At 62.6% G+C, this 18,867-nt stretch carries 12 protein-coding genes and 1 pseudogene; 6 read left to right on the top strand and 7 right to left on the bottom strand.

The window, feature by feature from the left end; genetic code table 11:
* Nucleotides 1-4: 4 nt before the first annotated feature.
* The 6 genes from pyk to IPP03_18030 all read left to right on the top strand — a co-directional run bounded on the left by pyk (nucleotide 5) and on the right by IPP03_18030 (nucleotide 11,653).
* Nucleotides 5-1,429, top strand: a complete 1,425-nt coding sequence (gene pyk, locus IPP03_18055) for a pyruvate kinase (protein ID MBL0354453.1) — start codon at nucleotides 5-7, stop codon at nucleotides 1,427-1,429.
* A 56-nt stretch (nucleotides 1,430-1,485) separates the two neighbouring features.
* On the top strand, nucleotides 1,486-2,550 hold the full coding sequence (locus tag IPP03_18050; protein ID MBL0354452.1) for a fructose-bisphosphate aldolase class II: 1,065 nt from the start codon (nucleotides 1,486-1,488) through the stop codon (nucleotides 2,548-2,550).
* 512 nt (nucleotides 2,551-3,062) lie between these two features.
* Nucleotides 3,063-3,896 carry a caspase family protein gene (locus IPP03_18045; protein ID MBL0354451.1) on the top strand — a complete coding sequence of 278 codons (834 nt, stop codon included), beginning with the start codon at nucleotides 3,063-3,065 and terminating at the stop codon, nucleotides 3,894-3,896.
* A 48-nt stretch (nucleotides 3,897-3,944) separates the two neighbouring features.
* On the top strand, nucleotides 3,945-9,383 hold the full coding sequence (locus IPP03_18040; protein ID MBL0354450.1) for a CHAT domain-containing protein: 5,439 nt from the start codon (nucleotides 3,945-3,947) through the stop codon (nucleotides 9,381-9,383).
* Complete coding sequence (locus tag IPP03_18035; protein MBL0354449.1) at nucleotides 9,380-10,072, top strand: hypothetical protein; 693 nt, start codon at nucleotides 9,380-9,382, stop codon at nucleotides 10,070-10,072. The genes IPP03_18040 and IPP03_18035 overlap by 4 nt, the downstream gene beginning before the upstream one ends.
* Nucleotides 10,073-10,075: 3 nt before the next feature.
* Nucleotides 10,076-11,653: a hypothetical protein gene (locus IPP03_18030; protein ID MBL0354448.1), complete on the top strand. Its 1,578-nt coding sequence runs from the start codon at nucleotides 10,076-10,078 to the stop codon at nucleotides 11,651-11,653.
* A 310-nt stretch (nucleotides 11,654-11,963) separates the two neighbouring features.
* Here the strand turns inward: IPP03_18030 and IPP03_18025 are convergent, their stop codons facing one another.
* From IPP03_18025 to kdpD, 7 genes and pseudogenes are all read right to left on the bottom strand, one after another.
* Nucleotides 11,964-13,124, bottom strand: a complete 1,161-nt coding sequence (locus IPP03_18025) for an aminotransferase class I/II-fold pyridoxal phosphate-dependent enzyme (GenBank protein ID MBL0354447.1) — start codon at nucleotides 13,122-13,124, stop codon at nucleotides 11,964-11,966.
* Nucleotides 13,121-13,645 carry a TlpA family protein disulfide reductase gene (locus IPP03_18020; GenBank protein ID MBL0354446.1) on the bottom strand — a complete coding sequence of 175 codons (525 nt, stop codon included), beginning with the start codon at nucleotides 13,643-13,645 and terminating at the stop codon, nucleotides 13,121-13,123. Before IPP03_18020 ends, IPP03_18025 begins: the two co-directional genes overlap by 4 nt.
* Entirely contained in the window at nucleotides 13,618-13,887 is a 270-nt protein-coding gene (locus tag IPP03_18015) for a hypothetical protein (GenBank protein MBL0354445.1), read from the bottom strand. The genes IPP03_18020 and IPP03_18015 overlap by 28 nt, the downstream gene beginning before the upstream one ends.
* A 2-nt stretch (nucleotides 13,888-13,889) precedes the next feature.
* Nucleotides 13,890-14,075 (bottom strand): hypothetical protein, encoded by a 186-nt coding sequence (locus IPP03_18010; GenBank protein MBL0354444.1) that lies wholly within the window; start codon nucleotides 14,073-14,075, stop codon nucleotides 13,890-13,892.
* Nucleotides 14,072-15,252: pseudogene (locus IPP03_18005) on the bottom strand (ATP-binding protein). The gene IPP03_18010 and the pseudogene IPP03_18005 overlap by 4 nt, the downstream one beginning before the upstream one ends.
* Nucleotides 15,253-15,457: 205 nt before the next feature.
* Nucleotides 15,458-16,150, bottom strand: coding sequence for a two-component system response regulator KdpE (gene kdpE, locus IPP03_18000; protein MBL0354443.1), 693 nt, complete (start codon nucleotides 16,148-16,150; stop codon nucleotides 15,458-15,460).
* Nucleotides 16,151-18,859, bottom strand: a complete 2,709-nt coding sequence (gene kdpD / locus IPP03_17995; protein ID MBL0354442.1) for a two-component system sensor histidine kinase KdpD — start codon at nucleotides 18,857-18,859, stop codon at nucleotides 16,151-16,153. It lies immediately after the preceding gene.
* Between the last annotated feature and the right edge of the window lie 8 nt (nucleotides 18,860-18,867).

Here is an 18,867-nt window from a genome sequence, read left to right as displayed (position 1 = left end):
AGAAATGCCACGCCACACCAAGATCGTCGCCACGCTGGGCCCCGCCTCCTCGACGCCGGAGGTCCTCGAGCGCATGGTCCAGGCCGGCGTCGACGTCGTGCGTCTGAACTTCTCCCACGGCACCGCCGACGACCACCTCGCCCGCGCCGTCTGCGTTCGCAATGCGGCTGAAAAATACGGGCGCACGGTCGGCATCCTCGCTGATCTGCAAGGCCCGAAAATCCGTGTCGGCAGATTCGCCGACGGCAAGATCCTGCTGATCGCCGGCGGAAGCTTCATCCTTGACGCCCAGTGCGGGCTCGGCGATCGGGAGCGCGTCGGTCTCGATTACAAGAACCTGCCGAAAGACGTCAAGCCGGGCGACATGCTGCTCCTCGACGACGGCCGTCTCAAACTCGAAGTCGAAACCATAAGAGGCCACGAAATACATACCCGGGTGGTGGTCGGCGGCGAACTCTCCAACAACAAGGGGATCAACCGCCAGGGCGGCGGCCTGACCGCTCCCGCGCTCACCGCCAAGGACATGGAGGATATCAAGACCGCCACGCAGATCAACGCCGACTTCGTGGCCGTCTCCTTCCCGAAAGCCGCGGCGGACATGTACCTGGCCCGCCAGTTGCTCCGTGCCGCCGGCAGCAGCGCGCTGCTGATCGCCAAGATCGAGCGCGTCGAGGCGGTGCAGAACCTCGACGAGATCCTCGACGCTTCCGACGGCATCATGGTGGCGCGCGGCGACCTCGCGGTCGAGGTTGGCGACGCCGCCGTTCCGGCGCTGCAAAAGCGGATGATCCGCCTGGCGCGCGACAGTAACAAGCTGGCCATCACCGCGACGCAGATGATGGAATCGATGATCATGTCGCCGGTACCAACCCGCGCCGAGGTTTCGGACGTCGCCAATGCCGTGCTCGACGGCACCGACGCGGTCATGCTTTCGGCCGAAACCGCCAGCGGCAGGTACCCGGTCGAGACCGTCGAATCGATGGCGCGCATCTGCGTCGAGGCCGAGCGGTCGGACGAAGTGACACTCGACATAGAATTCCTTGATCGCGTGTTCACCCGCATCGACCAGTCGATTGCCATGGCGACGATCTGGACCGCCCATCACCTCAAGGTCAAGGCCATCGCCGCCCTCACCCAGTCCGGGTTGACGGTGCTGTGGATGAGCCGGCTCAATTGCGGTGTGCCGATCTACGCTCTATCGCCCGATGCCGAAACTATCGGCCGCATGGTGCTCTACCGCGAGGTTTATCCGGTCTTGATGAAACAGCCGCACACCGACCGTGACCAGTTGCTGGCCGAAGCCGAGCAACTGCTCATCGAACGCGGCGCCGTCGCGCGCGGCGACCTGCTCGTGCTCACCATTGGCGAGCCGATCGGCTACCCCGGCGGTACCAACACGCTGAAGATCGTCCGCGTCGGCGAGCACTGAGCCGCCCGGCCGGGTAGAATATCAAGCATTCACCACAGTCCCGAACAGGAGCTTCCATGCCACTCGTATCCATGCGCCAACTGCTCGACCATGCCGCCGAAAACGGCTACGGTCTACCCGCTTTCAACGTCAATAACATGGAGCAGGTCTGGGCCATTTGCGAAGCCGCCAGCCAGATCGACGCCCCGGTCATCATGCAGGCCTCGGCCGGCGCCCGCAAATATGCCGGCGAACCCTTCCTGCGCCACCAGATCCTGGCCGCCCTCGAAGCCTATCCGCACCTGCCCATCGTCATGCACCAGGACCACGGGCAAAGTCCGGCCGTCTGCATGAGCGCCATCCGTTCAGGCTTCACTTCGGTGATGATGGACGGCTCGCTCGAAGCCGACGGCAAGACCACCTCCTCCTACGAATACAACGTCGCTGTCTCCAAGGAAACCGTCAAGTTCGCCCACTCGATCGGCGTTTCGGTTGAAGCCGAACTCGGCGTCCTCGGCTCGCTCGAAACCATGAAGGGCGACAAGGAAGACGGCCACGGCGCCGAAGGCCACATGACCCGCGAGCAACTGCTCACCGACCCGGACCAGGCCGCCGACTTCGTCAAGCAGACCAACTGCGACGCACTGGCCATCGCCATCGGCACCAGCCACGGCGCCTACAAATTCACCAAGAAGCCGACCGGCGACATCCTCGCCATCGACCGCATCAGGGAAATTCACGCCCGCATCCCGAACACCCACCTGGTGATGCACGGGTCGTCTTCCGTGCCACAGGAACTGCTCGCCGAAATCCGCGAATTCGGCGGCGACATGAAGGAAACCTATGGCGTGCCGGTCGAGGAAATCGTCAACGGCATCAAGCACGGCGTGCGCAAGATCAACATCGACACCGACATCCGCCTGGCGATGACCGGCGCCATCCGCCGCTACTTCGCCGAGAACCCCTCCAAGTTCGACCCGCGCGACTACCTCAAGCCGGCGCGCGAAGCGGCCAAGAAGATCTGTCTGGCCCGTTTCGAGTCCTTCGGCTGCGCCGGCCGCGCCAGCCAGATCAAGGTCATCCCGCTGGAAAAGATGGCAGAGCGTTACGCCAGGGGCGAGCTGAACCAGATCGTCAAATAGGCAGTTTTTTCCAGTCGACCGCAGAAGGCCGCGCGATGCGGCCTTTTTCTTTGGCGAAATCGGCAATCCGGCATCACTTGCCCGAGCAGCCGAAAGAAATGGGGATCGTAATCGCGGTGCTTGAGGTAGCGCCTGCCCCAATTTCGTCATATCGGTGGAAAACGCTTTTCCGGTTAATCTGCGCGTCGCGTGGCTTCCCGACCAGCCACGCCCCGTTGCGCGCCGGCCTGTAGGACGGCCGTCGGCGAGGGCCTTGTTGGGGGCGGTTGATGTGTATGCCGCTACCGGCCGTGGTGGCGCTCGGGTCGCCGCTGACGCAGCCGGTCGCAGAGTGGCAAGCATCGCGGAGAACTCCGGGGACAACCCAGTGCATGAATTTTTCAAGCACGTCCATACAAGCATCTACAATGAAGCAGATCATGGTGGTTAGAATCCGTCATTAAAATTTCTTGCATCCAATATCAGGAGCCGCAACCACAACACGCCCGATCCACACCGCGAAGGAGATCCACATGGCCAAGAAGGCACTCTGCATCGGCATCAACAACTATCCAGGCACCCAGATGGATCTTCAGGGCTGCGTCAATGACGCCAACGACTGGGCGGCGGCGCTTACGCAGCGCGGTTTTGCAGTCAGCAAGCTGCTCGACAGCGAGGCGACCAAGGCGGCGATGATGACGGCCATGGAAGACTTGATCGCCAAGGCAAGCAAGGGCGACAGTCTGGTGATCACTTTTTCCGGCCATGGCACCTACCAGCCGGACACCGACGGCGATGAAGCCGACGGCCTCGACGAGGCACTCTGCCCCTACGATCTGCAGACCAGCGGCGCCGCCTTGACCGACGACGAGATCCGGGTGTTGTTTGCCGCGCGCAAGGCCGGGGTGCGCATCGTGCTGATCTCGGATAGCTGCCACTCCGGCACCGTCACCCGCGCCGCCGCGGCGGAAAGGGATGCCGACACCCGGCCGCGTTTCATGCCCATGGGCAACTGGCTGCCCGACAAGTTGCTGCCGAGGAACCGCGCCGGCGAGGTGGCCTCGACGACAGTCGCGCCGGTTGGCGCCACGCCGCTGCTCGGGGCCTTTTCGAACAAGCTGGGTGACCTGTTGCTCGCCGGTTGCAAGGAAGGCCCCAACAACTTCAGCTACGATGCGCGCATCAGCGGCCGCTACAACGGCGCCTTCACGTATTACGCGCTGAAGGCTCTGAAGATGCTGAAAGCCGATGCCACCTATGCCGACTGGCACAAGTCCATCGGCAAATACCTGCCGTCGGCCAGCTATCCGCAGGTACCGCAGATCGTCGGCGGCGATGCCGCTCGCAAGGGCCGTATCTTCGAATAGGAATCACAGCGACGGACCAAAACTGAGGAGAACGCCATGCCCAAGAAGATGGATGCAATCCAGACCTACAAAATTCGGGGCGTCATCGCGCAAGTGGCCCGTCCAGGCGGCCCGGGACTCCAACCGGCATTCAGCCTATTCCCCGGCTCGGCGCGGGACGCCACCGGTGAGGTTCGGGATGTACCGGCCGACCACGTCGTCCGCGTCGAACTGGAGAATGGATTCGTGTTGTGGAGCCGGGTCGACGACTTGGCGCGTGACTTCGGCCACCTGCCAACGCGCGACGGCAATGGCGCCTGGGAGTTTTCGCACCTCGTGCCGAAGCGGGCCACCACAGGGGAACGTGGTCTGGCCGGTTTTGCGGTCAAAGTCCTCGACTTTTTTGGCATCGACCTAGCGGGAAAGAGCGCCGCCAAACTGAGCACTGTCCTGGAAGAAAAACAACTGGGTCACACCGATGGTCTGTATCGGCTCGACCTCGCCGCGCCATTTGCCCTGACGCCAGTCGCTCAATCCGCAACCATACCGGCCGATACCGGCCCGCTCCTTGTCTTCCTGCATGGCACGGCCTCGTCGACGCAGGGAAGTTTCGGCGAACTGTGGCAGAGCAGCGAAGGCGAAAAACTACGCCAGAAGCTGGCGCCGATCTACGGCAATCGGGCCTTCGCGCTGGAGCACCGGACACTGACGCAAAGCCCGATCGACAACGCGCTGGCGTTGGCCCGGCGCCTGCCGGACGAAGCCGAAATCCATGTGGTCAGCCATTCGCGCGGCGGCCTGGTTGGCGAAGTGCTGTGCCTGGCCGGCTGCGCCGACCTTGTCAAGGTGCTGGACGCCGACCGCATCGCTACGCTGTTTGCGGCCGACCGCACGATGGCTGCCCAACTTGGCCTCCTGCCGCTATCCGACGAGGACATGAAAATCCGTGACAGCGCTTATAACGCGGACCGCCAGAAGTTGCTCGACCTGGTCAACGTGCTAGCGAAGAAACGGTTTCGGGTCACCCGTTTCGCCCGGATCGCCTGCCCGGCCCGCGGCACGACGCTGGCCTCCGGCCGCCTCGATCGCTGGCTGTCGGTTCTCGACTTCGTCGCCAAGGCGGCCAGTGGTAACGGCCTTTTTGGCGACGGCATCGAATTCCTCCACGCCGTCGTCAAGGAGCGTACCGATCCCCGCATCATGCCCGGCGTCGAGGCGATGATGCCGGGTTCGGCCCTGACCCGCCTGCTGAACAACACGCCGCAGTTGACCACCTCGGCCGACCTCTCCGTGATCGCCGGCGACATCGAGCCGGGCGACGGCATCTGGAACACGCTGAAGGTGCTCGCCACCGACTGGTTCTACAAGAACGACCACGACCTTGTCGTCGATACAGCCTCGATGACCGGCGGCCTGCCGCGGGGCGCCAACGCGCGCTACCGCGCCGACAAGGGGCCGCAGGTCAATCATTTCCGCTACTTCATCAACGACAAGAGCATCGGCTGGCTACAGGCCGCCCTGACCCGGGCCGATGGCGACAATACCGGCTTCCAGCCGATAACCGCCCCCCGTTCGACCGCGCCCCGCATCGTCGACATCGTCCAGCGCAGTCGCGGCGACACCCAGCCGCGCCCGATCGCCGTTGTCCTGCCCGGGACCATGGGCAGCGAGCTGACCGTCGGCGACGAGGCCATCTGGCTCAATTACTGGTCGCTGCTCAATGGCGGGCTGAAAAAGCTGGCGCGGGACCATGACAAGACGGAGATTCGCCCGGTCGGCCTGGTCGATGATTTCTACGGGCCACTGGTCGGTTTTCTTGCCCGTTCGCACCGGGTCGAAATCTTCCCCTACGACTGGCGCTTTTCGGTGCGCGACGCTGGCCAACGGCTGGCCGAGCGCATTGAGCCGCTGGTCGTCCAGGCCGAACGCGGCAAGCAGCCGCTGCGCTTGGTCGCCCACTCGATGGGCGGCCTCGTTGTCCGCTCGATGATCGGCGACGGTGGCGCCGGCAGCGCCTTGTGGAAGCGCATCAAGCAACTGCCCGGCAGCCGTTTCCTGATGCTCGGCACGCCCAACCTTGGCTCCTACGAGGCGGTGCGCTGGCTGACCGGGTTCAACCCGACGCAGGCCAAGCTGTCGCTGCTCGACATTACGCAGAGCACCGACCAGATCATCAACCTCGTTTCGCGGTTCCCCGGCCTGATTGAACTACTGCCCTTCGCACCCGACGACCCGAATTTTGCCGACCCGGAGCGCTGGACGGACTTGAAAAAGGCTCTTGCTGCGCGCTGGAATACCGCCGACACCGGTGACCTGCAAACAGCCGGCGCAACCTGGAAATTCCTGAAAAATGCCGCCCCCGACCCCGACTTCATGTGCTATGTCGCGGGCAGCCAGCCGGCCACCGTGGTCGACTACCAGCTCGTTCCCGGCCATGTGTGGTACCGCCCGGAAATCCAGAGGATCGAGTTCATCGCCTCACCGGAAGGCGACGGCACCGTCCCCTGGGATTCCGGCCGACTGCCGAACGTGCCAATGTGGTACGTGGCCGATACCGCGCATGACATGCTCTGTGCACAACCGATCGCCTTCCCCGCCTATCTGGACATCCTGGCCACCGGCCGAACGACCCGCCTGCCGACGACACCGCCAGCGCGCGCCCGGGGCACAGCGCGGGCCAACACTTTCGTCCTGCCGCCGGCGCCTCCCGCCGACGGCATCCCGGGCGAACGCGACCTGCGTAACATGGGCTTCTCCGGTCAACCGGAAATAACGGCCAGAATCGAAACGGCACTACCGAGAATCGAAGTCAGCGTCACCCATGGCAGCCTGAGCTACGCCCGCCACCCGGTCGTCGTCGGCCACTACCAAGGCGATACCGTGGTTAATGCAGAGGCCATGCTCGATCGCCAGCTCGCCGGCCAATTGACCCGCCATTTCGACCTCGGACTCTATCCCGGCGCGATCGGCAGCCACACCCTGTTCCTCAACGATTCGCCGGACGCCAAGCCGATGGGCGCCGTCATCGTCGGCCTCGGCAAGATCGGCGAGCTGCGTCCCGGTCTGCTCGAATCGACCGTCCGTGGCGCCCTGCTCGACCTCGCGCTGCGCGCCGCGCAGTGGCCCGACAAGCGTTTCGGCGAAGCCGGCCGGCCGCGCTCAGCAGCCATTTCCTGTCTGCTGGTAGGTACCGGCGACGGTGGTGTTCCACTCGGCGACAGCGTCAAGGCCATCCTCAATGCCGTGGTCGACGCCAATGCCGCCCTGGTCGCCAAGCAACTGAACGACCAGGTACTGATCGACCGCCTGCAATTCATCGAGCTCTATGAAGACGTCGCCATCGGCGCCACCAACGCGCTGCGCGAAGCCCTGCACGACAAGCGCCTGCGCGAAGTCATCGACTGGCCGGTGGCCTGCCTCGAAAACGGCGAGGCAGGCCACCGGCGCATCCGCTTCGACCCAGCCGGGGAATGGTACCAGCGCGTGCAGATCAAGCGTGAGGGCGACATCCTGCGCTTCGTCTTCCCGACCGACCGGGCGCGTGCCGAGGAAACCACCGCCACCGGGCAACTGGCGTTGGCCGATGACTTTATCCGCGTCGCCAGCAGCAATGTCCGGCAAAACTCCGAAGCGGACAAGACGCTGTTCGAAATGCTGCTGCCGCTACGCGTGCGCGAAATGGCACCGCAGCAGGGCAACATGGTCATCCTCGTCGACAAGAAATCCGCCTGTTACCCATGGGAGCTGCTCGAAAACCGCTGGGGCAATGACAACAAGCCGCCGGTCGTCAAAGCCGGCTTCATCCGCCAGTTCATCACTCAGGAGTTCCGCCCCCTGCCGCTACAGACCGGCGAACGGACCGCCCTGGTCATCGGCGACCCCGATCTCGGCGGCAATCCCGACTTCGACCAACTGCCGGGCGCCCAAGCCGAAGCGGAACAGGTCGTGCAGGTGCTCGGCGACCGCGGTTATGTGGTGACCGACTGCATCAGCCAGTCGCCGATGCCGATACTCGAAAACCTGCACCGGCAAGGCTGGAAGATCCTCCACCTGGCTGGCCATGGCGTGCATGAATTCCGCGAAGGCAACGACAAGCCGCTGTCCGGCATGGTCATCGGCTACCACGCCGGCGAAGGTGACGACAAGAAAGGCAAGGCCATCCTGCTGACGCCGGGCGACATCCAGCAGATGCGCTTCGTGCCTGATCTCGTCTTCATCAACTGCTGCCACCTCGGCCAGATGCACAGCACGCGCCCGCTCGACCGCCTCGGCCTGGCCGCCAATCTCGGCGAGGAATTCATCCGCATGGGTGTGCGCGCCGTGATTGCCGCCGGCTGGGCCGTGGACGATCAGGCTGCCGCTGCCTTCGCTGGCACCTTCTATTACGCCATGCTGGATGGCAAGGCTTTTGGCGAAGCGGTCCGGATCGCCCGCGCCGATATCCAGGAGCGCTTCGAAGGCTGCAACACCTGGGGCGCCTACCAGTGCTATGGCGATCCCGACTTCCGCTTCGTCCGGCGCGAGGAGCGCGATGCCAGCACGCTGCGCGATTTCGCCTCGCCGCGCGAGCTGATCACCGAACTCGACAACCTGGCCGCCGACCTGCATGCCGGCTGGGACGGCCCCGCGACCGACAAGCTGCAGGCGTTGGAAAAGCGCATTCCGGATGGTCAGCAACCCGCGTGGTACCAGCAGGGTGACCTGCGCGCAGCCCTCGGTCTGGCCTGGGGTGAAGCGCGCGTCTGGGACACCGCTACCACCCACCTCAAGGCGGCCCTTGAACAGGAAAAGAGCGATTTCACACTGCGCGTGCTGGAGCAATACGCCAATTTCCGGGTCCGCCAAGCCGCCGAACAATGGCAGCGCGCCCCCAAGGAAGGGCTGGCACGCGAAGCCCGGCGGCAGAAACTGGTCAGCCTGATCGAAGGCGCCATTTTCGACCTCGACACTGTCTGCCGCTGCTTCAAGACGGCCGAACGACTAAGCCTGCTTGGTAGCGCCTACAAGCGGCTGGCCGTGATCCAGGAGGAAGTCGGACAGCGCACCAACGCCCTGGTCAACATGGCCAACCATTATCGGCTGGCCTACGAGCTCAAGAAAAAAACTTATCCCTTCACCAACTGGGTGTCCGGCCATCTGCTGGCATTGCAGCTCGACCCCATTGCCGCCGCCATCGACGACGCCCCGCGCCCGCAGGATCTGGAAAAACTGATCGCCGGCCTGACCGCCAGTCGCGACCTGGCACCCAATTTCTGGGACAGCGCCAGTCTGGCCGACCTGCGCCTGATTCGTCTGCTCTGGCAGACGCAGATGCCGGCCCGCCGACGGATCGGCACGACCTCCCCCAGCGAATGCATCGATACGTATCGCCAGGCCATCGCCCGCGGCGCCAGTCCGCGCGAAAAATCGTCGGTTGCCGAGCATATCCGCTTCCTTTTCGACCTTTGGCCGGCGAACGATAAAGTGATCCGCGATGTGCTCAAGGAAATTCTGGAGAGCCTGTCATGAGCCCGCGCAAGCCCGAAGCCCCCGCCGCCGCCACGATTACCGGGACCAGGGAGGCGCCCGCACCCAGGGCCGTGCGCCGGCGCGGCGTGCGCTCGGCGGCCATTACCGTGCCGCGCGATGCCACGGCTCCCGACCAGAGCGAGGCTGTGCTCGATCAATTCACCCTTGACTTACCGCCGCGCACCCTAGTCGCCCCGAACTTCCGGCTCTACGAACTGACCCGCTCCGATCTGGCTGACCGCCTGGGCATCGATAACAGCTTCGATACGGTAGCCCAACTGCGCGCCGCCATTCACCTTGCACGCCAGGTGCTGCAACCGGTGCGCGACGCATTCGGGTCGTTCACGCCGAACAGCGTCTTCCGCGGCCAGCCGCTTGAACGGGCGCTCAAGAACAAGCCGCCGACCTGGCTCAGCACCAGCCAGCACGCCACCGGCGAGGCCTGCGACATCGAGATCGTCGGCATGGCGACGCTCGAACTGGCCGCTTGGGCACGCGACCATCTGGCCGATTTCGACCAGATCATCTGCGAATGCTACGACCCGCGTAAAGGCCCCAACTCGGGCTGGGTGCACGTCTCGCTGAAGGCGCCGGGCAGCGGCCCCAACCGCCGCCATTGCCTGAGCTACGTCGCCGATCCGGCAAGCGGGCGCCTGGTCTACGTGAGCGGCCTGACGGCGATGACCTGAGTCATGCTACCCGGCAAGATCGCCTTCCTGCTGATCCTCGCCACCTTCCTGTCGGTGGTCGGCGCGCTGATCGTCGCCAATCGCTACCGGGCGGCGATGCAGCGGCTGATGAAAACTGGCCAAAATTCCACGTCGACCGCAACAGTCGCTCTCCCGGCTGCAAGACTGCCAGCGGCTGCGGATCTGCCACCCACCCCGGTCAGCCTGGCCGACAACCGGCGCGCCCAGCGTCAGTTGATCGCCGCCTTTGTCATCCTGACCCTGCTGATGGCGCTGACCCGCACGCTGCAGATGCAGATCATGGCCAACGGTCCGATCACCTGGAAATCGGTACTCGCGCTGGGCGCCGCTTACGCCTGGCCGGTCGTTCCGGTGATCGCCGTCATCGACCGCTGGCGCCGCCGCCAGCTGGTCGGCACCCTGCTGTTGTGGTTCGTCGCCGCCGTCGCCCTGCTCACCTGGCGGACCAACGAAAACGTCAGCTTCGCGCAGGTCTTGTTCTGGATGTCGCTCGACATCGGCCTGCCGCTGGTCGTCGTCACCGCCATCTGCCTCGGCGGCGCCACCCGCGCCGTCGGCCCCTGGCTGGCGCCGATCTTCATCGTCCTGTGCTGGGCCTCGCAGGCTGGCGTCGACCTGCTCTCCGAACTCGTCGACCGGCAAAGCCCGGTGCTCTACTGGTTGATCGGCTGGCTGCCGGCGACCGCCGCCATCGCGCTGTTCGCCATCGCGCCGTGGCTCGTCGCCTGGTGGCCGGCCAAGGTGCTCGGCCGCTGGCTGGCCGCTGCCTACGCCCGGCGGCAGATTTCCGAACTGTTCTACCTGTTCACCGCCGTCTGGGTCATCGCCCTGACCGGCCCCGCCCTCGGCGCCATCGCCGACCTCGGCTGGGGCGCCCTGGTCGATTTTCTGCCGCTACTGTGGATTCCGCTCAGCGCCAAGATCATGCAGGCCACCACCGGCAAGCGCCCCCCCGGCCGGCCGCCGATATTGCTGGTACTACGCGTCTTCCGGCAGGACGCCAACGTTCAGGATCTCTTCGACCGCGTCATCGACCGCTGGCGGCTCACCGGCAACACCGTGCTGATTGCCGGCACCGACCTCGTCGATCGCACCATCGACCCCGATGACATCTTCACCTTCATCGACGGCCGCCTCGGCCAACGCTTCATCCGCAGCCCCACCGACGTCCCGCGCCGGCTTGCCAAATTTGAACTGCAGTCCGATGTCGAAGGCCGCTACCGGGTCAACGAATGCTACTGCCACGACACCACCTGGCAGGACGCGCTCGCCGAACTGGTCCGTGCCAGCGACGTCGTGCTGATGGACCTGCGCAACTTCGTTGCCCAGAACGCCGGCTGCCTCCACGAGCTGCGGGTGCTGGCGACGACCCCGGGACTGGCTCGCGTCGTCGTCCTGATCAACGAAAAGACCCGACTCGCCGACGCCCAGGCCGCCATCACCGAGGCAACCGCTGATGCCCCGGCCGGGCGTTTCGTCGGGCTGGAACAACAAGGTGCCCGGCCGCTGGGTACCGAACAGGTGCTCGCGCCGTTGTTTGTCGCTGCTGAAAAACAGTAGCAGGCACTCTATTTCAAGGGGAGCGCTTTCGACCAGATGCCGCCCTTCGCTGATTCAACAAGTCTGCCATTTCAACGGCGGCGTTATTCTGAAACCTGCCCTACGGCCTACTCGTTCAATCGGCCAGAGCCGCTGTTCGTTACTCAATGCTGAATCGGCAGGAGCCGACACCAAGCGGCCTGATGACAACGGCAAGCATTGAGGCAGCTTTGTAATCAGTAAGCCGCCTTTTGGACGAATCGAGCGGCGGACATCTCTGTTTCTCTACTCCAGCCATTCTGGGAAAGTCAGAAAACCTGCAATCCCTTACTCAGCCCAGCGCCTGATCCAGGTCGGCGATCAGATCGGCGGCGTCTTCGAGTCCGATGGACAGTCGCAGCATCGCATCGGAAATGCCGCGCCGCGTGCGCTCTTCGGGCGTCAAACCGTGGTGCGTCGTGGTGCAGGGCTGGGTGACGAGGCTCTCGACACCGCCGAGGCTGGGCGCGAGCGCGAAGAGCTTCAATTTGTCCGCCACGTGAGTGGCATCGTCACCACTGCCCTTGACTTCAATCGTGAGCATGCCACCGTAGCCCGTCATCTGCTTACTAGCCAGCGCATGGCCCGGAAAATCCGGCAGGCCGGGGTAGAGCACGCGGGCGACTTTCGGATGCCGCGCCATCGCTTCGGCCACCGCCTGCGCCGTGGTGTTCTGGGCACGCACGCGCACCGGTAGACTGCGGATACTGCGTGCGAGCAGGTTGGCGATTTCCGGTGCGATGGTCGTGCCGAGGTTCTTGCGCCAGTTCCACACTGGCATGAGCAAGTCCTGCGATCCCATCAGCACGCCCGCCGTGAGATCGGAATGGCCGCCGAGATACTTGGTGCAGGAATGCACGACGAAGTCGGTGTCGAGCGCCAGCGGATTCTGATTCACCGGCGAGGCGAAGGTGTTGTCGACCGCCACCAGTGCGCCGTGGGCATGAGCCAGTTTGGCGATGGCCTGGATGTCAAAGATTTCCAGCGTCGGGTTGGTCGGTGTTTCCAGGAATACCAGGCCGGCACCCTGCGCCAGCAGTTCATCGAGCTTCGACAATTCATGGCCGAGCAGGAAATGGCCGTGAATGCCGAGTAGCGGCAGTTGCGACGAAATCAGTTCCAGAGTGCCACCATAGGCATCGCCGAGACAGACGATGCCCTTGCGCCCGTGGGTCAGAAACAGCGCCGTCTCCGCCGCCATGCCGGAGCAGAAGGCCCAAGCCAGCTCCGCGCCTTCAAGCGCGGCCAGTTTCTGCTCGATGCTGGCTACGGTAGGGTTGAGGCCGTAGCGGGTGTAAAGGCTGCCCGGCTTGCGGCCATCGACGACATCGAGCAGATCAGCGGTGGAGGCAAACTTGAACGTGGTGGTGGTATAGAGCGGCGTGTGCGGCGAACCATGGCCGTCGGCGAGTTCGCCGGCATGCACGCAACGGGTAGAGAGTCCTGTGGTCATGTCGATTTCCTTCTCACGGTTTTAGCAGTTGCCGGATGGCGGCGACGATCTCCGGGTCGTCGAACTCGCGTCCGCCGACAGCGCGAAAGGCAATGCGCCACTGGCGGTCGACGAGCAAGGAGGTCGGTAGGCCCTTCACCGGCCAGACCGCCATGGCCTTCGAGTCGCGGTCGAACAGCACCGGGAATTCCAGTATTGCTAGCGAAGGATAACACGGTGTCCGGGTCCTCACCGACAGTCACCGCCAGCACCTCGAACTCGGTCGCTTTGAACAGCGGCTTAACGCGACCGAGCGAGGGAAATTCCTTGCGGCAGGGCGGGCACCAGGTCGCCCAGAAGTTGATCAGCACGACTTTGCTGCGATAGGCTGCCGCATTGACCGGCTTGTCATCGGCGTCGGCCCTAGTTAATTCCGCGTCCCACTCATCCGGCAGAAGCAACTTGACGCGCCGGTTGTCGGCACCGACCGCGCACCAGTCCTCAAGCCGCATCGTCAGTGCGTGCTTGCCGCCATTCTGCATGCCGATGGTGAACCCACAGGCCCGCGCATAGGGGCGGATCGCGCTTCAGCAAATCTGCGCCCGATATTGAAAGCCGTGCACGACGCGGTACCGAGCGGATTAGCGGTGAGCGTCGCGACATCTTGCCGGATGCGGTGCTGCCATGCGATATCGCCATCCTCTGCGACGGCGGAAGTGCCAAACAGCAACATCGTCAGTGCGTCCAGGGCGGCCGATAGCCGATGGGTCATTTTTTTCAGCAACCTCAGGTTTCGGGCGTCCAAGTCTCCAGAAATTCATAGGGTATCGCCTGTAATCGTAACCACAAACCGTCGACGCCAGCCGTCTCGCCACTACTGATGCCTCTGTAAAAATCATCTTCCAGATGGCGTCTGCTTTTTTCGGCCTGCCTCACCTTGCCGATCTCGAAACGATGAATGGCCTTCCTCATGCGACTGGCAATACCAGAGACGCCTTCAAGCCACCAAGGCGGGATTCCTCCAAGATCAATTTTCCACCGTACATGCTCGCCAAGTCCTCAACGATGGCGAGACCTAATCCAGTACCCGGGACTCTTTCATCAGCACGTACTCCGCGTTTAAGAACATCATCCCGCTCCATTTCAGAAACTTCGCTTCCATCGTCATCGATGCTCACCAAGATTTCGCCGGAGATGGCTTTCACTTGAATTTCGATTCGAGACGTAGCCCACTTGGAAGCATTGTCGATCAGGTTATCTTCACCGCGAAACGCCAGGGTCTCATTAACCGGAAGAACAACAAATTCGAGGTTGCGGTCTGCATAAACACGTTGCATGACACGAACCAATCCTTGGACAACAGTCTTTACTGGCGTCCGTATTCCAGGAAGATGAGCTGAGGCGGCAGCCTGTGTCCGTGTCAGGTGGTAACATTCACCAGTGGCATGATCTCGGTCGGGAATGTGCCTTCCATCTTCTGCGTATCTCCACGCCGGACACGCCCGAGCGCAGCATGCATGCTGCGCAGCGGCGCCAGACCCATGATTACCTGCATCAAGGCAGCCAGCGTCAATCCGGCGCCCAGTATGCCAAGAGCTAGCCAAAGCTGGCCTTTGAAGTTTGCGATCGGCTCCGTCATCAGGTTTTCATCCGCCGCGACCATCAGGCGCAGGGACTGTGCATCAATCGTTACGGCTCGCTCCACCACTCTCAAAGCCACGCCCGCACCGGCACCCACCCCTTTGAGTTCGGCAATGCGGTGCAGATGTATTTCGCCATCCACCAAGGTATCGGCTGGCATGGTCAATGTCTCATCCCACAATGAACGAGAGCGCAACACCGCCTTCCCTGCGGAGACATCAGTGCCGGCAACCCGGTCGATCTGCCAATACAAACCGGAAAGTGGCTTGCTGAAACGTGGATCGCTCGGTTGCAAGCGCAATTGGGGCTGGCTCTGCTCATCCAGAACCAACTGGGCAGTCAGCTGATCCAGTTGATTCTTGAGTTCGGCAACGAACTGGGCTTCAACATGTTGATGGAAAAGTTTGCCAAGCCCCCAGCCAGCGACAGCAATGGAAACGATGATCCAGAACAGTGTGCCCACCAGCAGGCGTAAGCGCAACGAGCCGTGAGGAGGGAGCAGATTCATCGGGTTCCGTTGAGCCGATAGCCAAGTCCGCGCACCGTTGCAATCAGGCCAGCGGGCAGCGGCCACTATGCTGCCCTTCGAGGATTCTACAAAGCTGCCATTTCAACGGCTGCTTCACTCTGAAAACTGCCCAAAGGCCTCGTTGTTTTTTGCAAATGGTGGTGCTAGGGACAATGCTACTTGGCAAACTTCATGGCCTATACGGTTAGCTCACAAAACGGTAGCCGACGCCGGATTCAGTCAGGATATATTTAGGACGAGTCGGATCATCCTCGACCTTCTTTCGGAGATGTCCCATATAAACGCGAACGTAATGACTGTCTTCGATATGGGATGGTCCCCAAACGGCCTTCAATAGCTGGCGATGGGTCAACACCGAATCCGGGTTGGCGATCAAATAGGCCAATAGTCTGAACTCGATCGGAGTCAGGTGTATCTGCTGCCCGTCTTTTTCAACAATCCGTTTGCCAAGGTCGACACGAATATTGCCGAACTCGAATACTGTCATTCCCGTCGCGCCGGCCCGAAAGCTTCTTCTCAGGTGAGCCCGGACGCGGGCCAACAGTTCTGCAGCGCCAAAGGGTTTGATCAAGTAGTCGTCCGCCCCAGCATCAAGTGCCGCCACTTTGTCCGCTTCAGCCGTACGGGCGGAGAGCACGATGATGGGAATTTCAGACCAGGTCCGCATATCGCGGATCAGATCGATTCCATCACCGTCCGGCAGGCCCAGATCGAGCACCACGAGATCAGGTTGCCGAGTGCCGATCTCAATCAAACCGCGCGCCACTGAATCGGCTTCAAAGACATCCAGTTGCGCTGCTTCGAGTGCCAGTTTGATGAAGCGGCGAATTTTCGCTTCATCCTCGACGACGATTACGGTTGGCGCGGTGGCAGACACTTAGTTAGCCTCCTGTTCTTCAGGTATTTCCTCGGCATCTAGCGATGGCGGATTTCCCTTGGGTAGGGTGAACAGGAAGCGAGCCCCACCTTGCGGCCGATTCTCGGCATGGATTTCTCCCCCATGCGCTTCGACGATGGCCCGGCAAATAGCCAGTCCCAAGCCGACGCCCCGAGTGGTGCCTTCCGGTTGTCCGCGTTCGAATTTCTTGAAAATCACCTCCTCTTTACCTACGGGCAATCCGGGGCCGTTGTCGTCAACCCAGACTTCGATGACCCGCTCCAGGACGTTGGCGCCAATTTCGACCATGCTTCCCGGTGGCGTGTATTTCACGGTGTTTTCGAGCAGGTTGTAGATAACCCGCTCCATCAAGACGGAGTCGATGTGCACCAGGGGAAGGCCTTCATCGAGCGATAACTTGATCTGGTGCTCTGCAAACGCTCGCTCCAGTGTTTTCAGCGCGCAGACCACCACCTCCTCCAGTGGTTGCCACTGCAGGTTCAATTCCACCCGACCCGACTGCAGGCGGGCCATGTCGAGCAGATTGTTGACCTGGCCACTGACGCGTAGCGCCTCCTCCTTCAGGGAGCGGGCGATATCGGCCTGTGGACCGGTCGGTGGCGGTTGGGTCAGGAACATCGAGTCGGCCAGCCCAACCAGCACGCTCATTGGCGTCCGTAAATCGTGTGAAATGGCCGACAGCACGGAATTGCGCAGGCGCTCGGATTCCATTTGCACGGTCGTATTCTGAGCCACCTCGACGTAATGCACGCGCTCCAGGGCGATGGCGATCAATGATGCAAAGGTGTCGAGTAGCCGTCGCTGCTCCGGGATAAGGAGGTGGTCGGTGTCGCGCATTTCGAGAGCCAGCACGCCGCGCAGGCGCATCGGTGCTTTCAGCGGCAAATACAGGATCGGGCTGGCGGCTAGCGTGTTGGTGCCCTGGCCGGCCGCCTCGCGATGATCGAAGGCCCACTGCGCAATACTCATGTCCACTGCGGGCAGACCGTTGGTCGACGCCAGCGCCAGCTGCAAGCGGTCATGGCCGTCTGTCAGCAGGAAAGCAGCCTTGGCGCCCAGTTCGGCGATGATGAAGCGTTCGCCAATTTCGGCGATCTGCTCCGGTATCAGGGCCGCCGAGAGATCACGCGACATTTCATAGAGCGAACGGACGCGCTGCTCCCTCAGGGTCGCCACCTTGGCCTGATATTTGGAACCGGCGGTCAGTTGGCCGGTGATCAGGCCAACGACCAGCATCACGGCAAAGGTCATCAGGTACTGCACATCGGTGACAGCGAGGGAAAAGCGTGGCGGGACAAAGACAAAATCGAAAATGACGACCGACAGGAAGGAGGCCAGCACGCCCGGGCCGCGACCGTAGCGGACACTGACCAACACCACAGTCAGCAGAAAGACCATGACGATGTTCGGCAGGTCGACGATCGGGAACAGTGCAGCGGAGGACAATCCGGCCAGCGCACACCCTGCGGCCGCCTTGGTATAGGCCGGCCAGCGGTCAAAAATGTTGTCGCCGATACTTTCCCGGGCGGCCTTGCCGGATTCCCGGTCGACGTCGACACGCGCAACTTGAAGGATATCGAGATCGGGTGCACGCTGGCCAAGGCGATCGGCGAAGGATCGGTACCAGGGGTGCCAGCGACGCGGGTGATCCCGGCCAACGAAGATTTTCGACAGGTTGTGATCGCGGGCATATTTGACCGCCACCTCTTCGGCGATACTGCCGGACAGCGTTGCCGTCTGGGCGCCCAGTTCTTCGGCCAGCTTGAGGTTGCGCAGAATGCGATGACGGCTTTCCACCGAGAGGCGCTGCAATTCGGGCGTTTCGATATAGACGGCGTGCCACGGCGCTTCCAGCCGGCTGGCGACGCGGGCCGTGGTGCGGACCAGCTTTTCGCCACCGCTACCGGTGCCTATGCAGGCCAGCAGCGAATCGCGGGTTTGCCAGACCGGGGAGACGGACTGGTCGCGCCGATATTGCAACATCTGGTCATCGACCCGATCAGCCGTGCGGCGCAGCGCCAGTTCGCGCAGGGCAATCAGGTTGCCCTTGCGGAAAAAGTTGCGGATCGCCCGTTCCGCCTGGTTGGCCAGAAAGACCTTGCCGGCTTGCAGGCGTTGCAATAGTTCGTCGGGAGGCAGGTCCACCAGCACAACTTCGTCGGCAGCGTCGAACACTTTGTCCGGCACCGTCTCCCAGACCCGGATGCCGGTAATGCCGCTGACCACGTCGTTCAGGCTTTCCAGATGCTGGACATTGACCGTGGTGTAGACATCGATGCCTGCCGCCAGCAACTCGTCAATATCCTGCCAGCGCTTGGCATGCCGCGAACCGGCGACATTCGAATGGGCTAGTTCATCCATCAGGATCAGCGCCGGTTTGCGGAGCAGTGCGCCATCCAGGTCGAATTCCTTGAGTATGCGGTCGCGATAGCGAATGTCGCGCAACTGCAGGCACTCCAAGCCATCGGCCATAACTTCCGTCTCTGCTCGACCGTGGGTTTCGACGATACCGATCACCACATCCACGCCCTGTAGGAGTTGCTGCCGGGCGGCACCCAGCATGGCGTAGGTTTTGCCCACGCCGGCCGAGGCACCAAAAAATACTTTCAGCTTGCCGCACCCTGCCTTGGCTTCCTCGGCATTTACACGATTCAGCAATTGATCTGGATCAGGTCTGTTATTGGGCATCGGTTGTG

This window comes from Candidatus Dechloromonas phosphoritropha, assembly GCA_016722705.1.
Taxonomy (GTDB): Bacteria; Pseudomonadota; Gammaproteobacteria; order Burkholderiales; family Rhodocyclaceae; genus Azonexus; species Azonexus phosphoritrophus.
This window is presented reverse-complemented; position numbering and strand designations above follow the sequence as displayed.

Excerpts from the sequence above, each read along its gene's own strand:
- IPP03_18025 (MBL0354447.1), bottom strand. The coding sequence starts at position 13,124 with ATGACCACAGGACTCTCTACCCGTTGCGTGCATGCCGGCGAACTCGCC.
- kdpD (MBL0354442.1), bottom strand. The coding sequence starts at position 18,859 with ATGCCCAATAACAGACCTGATCCAGATCAATTGCTGAATCGTGTAAAT.
- IPP03_18020 (MBL0354446.1), bottom strand. The coding sequence starts at position 13,645 with ATGCAGAATGGCGGCAAGCACGCACTGACGATGCGGCTTGAGGACTGG.
- IPP03_18035 (MBL0354449.1), top strand. The coding sequence starts at position 9,380 with ATGAGCCCGCGCAAGCCCGAAGCCCCCGCCGCCGCCACGATTACCGGG.
- IPP03_18040 (MBL0354450.1), top strand. The coding sequence starts at position 3,945 with ATGGATGCAATCCAGACCTACAAAATTCGGGGCGTCATCGCGCAAGTG.
- IPP03_18030 (MBL0354448.1), top strand. The coding sequence starts at position 10,076 with ATGCTACCCGGCAAGATCGCCTTCCTGCTGATCCTCGCCACCTTCCTG.
- IPP03_18050 (MBL0354452.1), top strand. The coding sequence starts at position 1,486 with ATGCCACTCGTATCCATGCGCCAACTGCTCGACCATGCCGCCGAAAAC.
- IPP03_18045 (MBL0354451.1), top strand. The coding sequence starts at position 3,063 with ATGGCCAAGAAGGCACTCTGCATCGGCATCAACAACTATCCAGGCACC.
- pyk (MBL0354453.1), top strand. The coding sequence starts at position 5 with ATGCCACGCCACACCAAGATCGTCGCCACGCTGGGCCCCGCCTCCTCG.
- IPP03_18010 (MBL0354444.1), bottom strand. The coding sequence starts at position 14,075 with ATGAGGAAGGCCATTCATCGTTTCGAGATCGGCAAGGTGAGGCAGGCC.